We start from the raw sequence: 2,201 nt of genomic DNA on the forward strand, positions 1-2,201 counted from the left end.
CATAATTTAAATATTTAGAGCGGATTTATCACTTATAAAACTAGATTGAGTGGTCTAATTAACGGAACCACATCAAAGAGAGCTATAAGAATTCCAATACTGATTGGAATAATGAAGCGATCAAATGACGGGGCAGCAACAGAAAGTCCCTCAACTGCAGATAAAACAGAAATAGCAGGGGTGATGATACCGTCACCGAAGAATAAGGATGCTCCAATGAAACCTAAGATAATGATTGCCAGTCTTTTTCCACGGGACAATCCTTTTTGCCTAAGGTTTAAGGCTAGTAATGCCATGATACCCCCTTCACCATTGTTATCAGCTCTCATGATCACCAAAACATATTTAAGCGAAACAATTAAGGTAATGGTCCAAAAGATTAAAGAGAGAATTCCCAGGATATTAAGTTCATTAATAGGTAGCCCGCGTGTCGCATGAAAGCTTTCTTTTAATGCATATAATGGACTCGTGCCTATATCGCCGAATACTACTCCTAGTGCAGCCAGTGTTAATGCTGGTACTGCCGGCTTACTCACATTATTTTGCATATATTTGATTTACAAAATTGGGGAGCCTCGAATTTTATCATCTGGCTTCTTATGAAATTGCCTTGTACATAAAAACCCATACTTTCTTAGAGTGTTATAGTTTTTCTAGCTAAGCCTGCACTATATAGGTGCTATTTCACTTATAAGTAATCCAAAAATATATGATTCTTTAATAGATAATTTTAAGTTTTTTCTAAAATTAACATAATACACGTTATATGAATTCCCAAGGCATGGCTTTTAGTCATGCTTTTTTTATCAAAAGACTATAGCTGAATGATAGCGAGCCAAATCGCATACAATATCTATCATTATACTTAGTGAAATAATTAAATGATAGTATTATCATTAATCTAATAGAATTAAGATTAAATGATAGAAATGAATACACGTATTTATCTACGAGCTTCAACTAAAGATCAAGATGCAGAAAGGGCTTTGCAGATTCTTCAGGATCTAAACCAAAACTTGAATTTGGGCGAAACCATTGTGTACGTGGAAAACTATAGTGGTACGAAGTTAGACCGACCTGAATTGAATAAGCTACTGTCAGAAGCAAATCAAGGTGACACCTTGTTAGTTGAAAGTATTGACCGATTATCACGCCTAACCCAACAGGATTTTCAAGAGCTGAAGCGCAGGATCCAGGAGAAGGGACTTCGTTTAGTCGTAGCGGATCTTCCTACTACCTACCAAATGATTCAAACCAGTGACAGCATTACTCATTCAATCCTGGAACTCATCAATAATATGTTGATTGATCTCCTGGCAACAATGGCCCGCCTGGACAATGAGAAACGTATAGAACGTATTAAGCAGGGCCTGGCACGTTCGGGTTACAAGCCAACAGGTAAGAAAGCCAATGAGGCTAAGCACAAACGAATAAAAGAATTGCTAGCAGCTGGCAATATGACTAAGGAAGAAATTGCCAAAGCAGTGAATTGTGGAGTTGCAACTGTTTATCGAGTTGCTAAAGTCATTTAAAAAGGCTTGTATCAGTGCTTCCCTTATGTCATATCTATTTACAAAGGAGCAAGGCATTCTTAAAGATCAAAAGAAGGGATTAATGATGAAAAAGCATTTGATTTTCCTTGTTTTTATAGTGATGGTTTTTATTTTAGCTCTAGTTGTAAAGATTAATAATGATCATAAAAAAGGGCAAGCATTAAAGAAATTGGAACTAGTTGAAAAGCAAATCCATTAGGTAAAAATTGACTTATACTTATTTAAATAACGCTAATAACTAAGCTCAAAGAACACCTAGACCCAGTGCTACACACGCTTAGTTTTTTATATTTTAAAAGAGCATTTTAGCAAATATCATAAAAGACCGGTCTATTCTCAAGCCGGTTTTTTATATCGCAGAGTATCATGGCTTCATCATAGATATATGAATATTAAGATAAATAAAAAGCCCTATAGTCTCTCCCGTTACTATAAGGCTTATAAAACGCTGTAATTTTTTTCTTAATTACCTACTTTTCGATGTAAGTTATGAATATATTTTACCTATTGGTAAAAATAAAGATATAAGACAAAAGATGAATACGTTAGGAATTCCGCGTAAAAACTACTATGTTATTCACCAATTAAAATGTCTATGCGATAAACCATTTAAAATGTCCTGTTTTTAACCACAAGAGTCAAGCACAG

General features: G+C 34.9%; 1 protein-coding gene and 1 pseudogene. One reads left to right on the forward strand and one right to left on the reverse strand.

Annotated features, from left to right (window positions below):
* Positions 1 to 74 precede the first annotated feature (74 nt).
* Positions 75 to 548 (reverse strand): annotated as a pseudogene (locus PV763_RS17435) (KUP/HAK/KT family potassium transporter); the annotation flags it as partial.
* A gap of 372 nt (positions 549 to 920) precedes the next feature.
* Here PV763_RS17435 and PV763_RS17440 point away from each other — a divergent pair.
* Positions 921 to 1,532 carry a recombinase family protein gene (locus PV763_RS17440; protein ID WP_004641910.1) on the forward strand — a complete coding sequence of 204 codons (612 nt, stop codon included), beginning with the start codon at positions 921 to 923 and terminating at the stop codon, positions 1,530 to 1,532.
* Positions 1,533 to 2,201 lie beyond the last annotated feature (669 nt).

The sequence above is a fragment of the Acinetobacter sp. AS5 genome (assembly GCF_048957595.1).
Lineage (GTDB): Bacteria > Pseudomonadota > Gammaproteobacteria > Pseudomonadales > Moraxellaceae > Acinetobacter.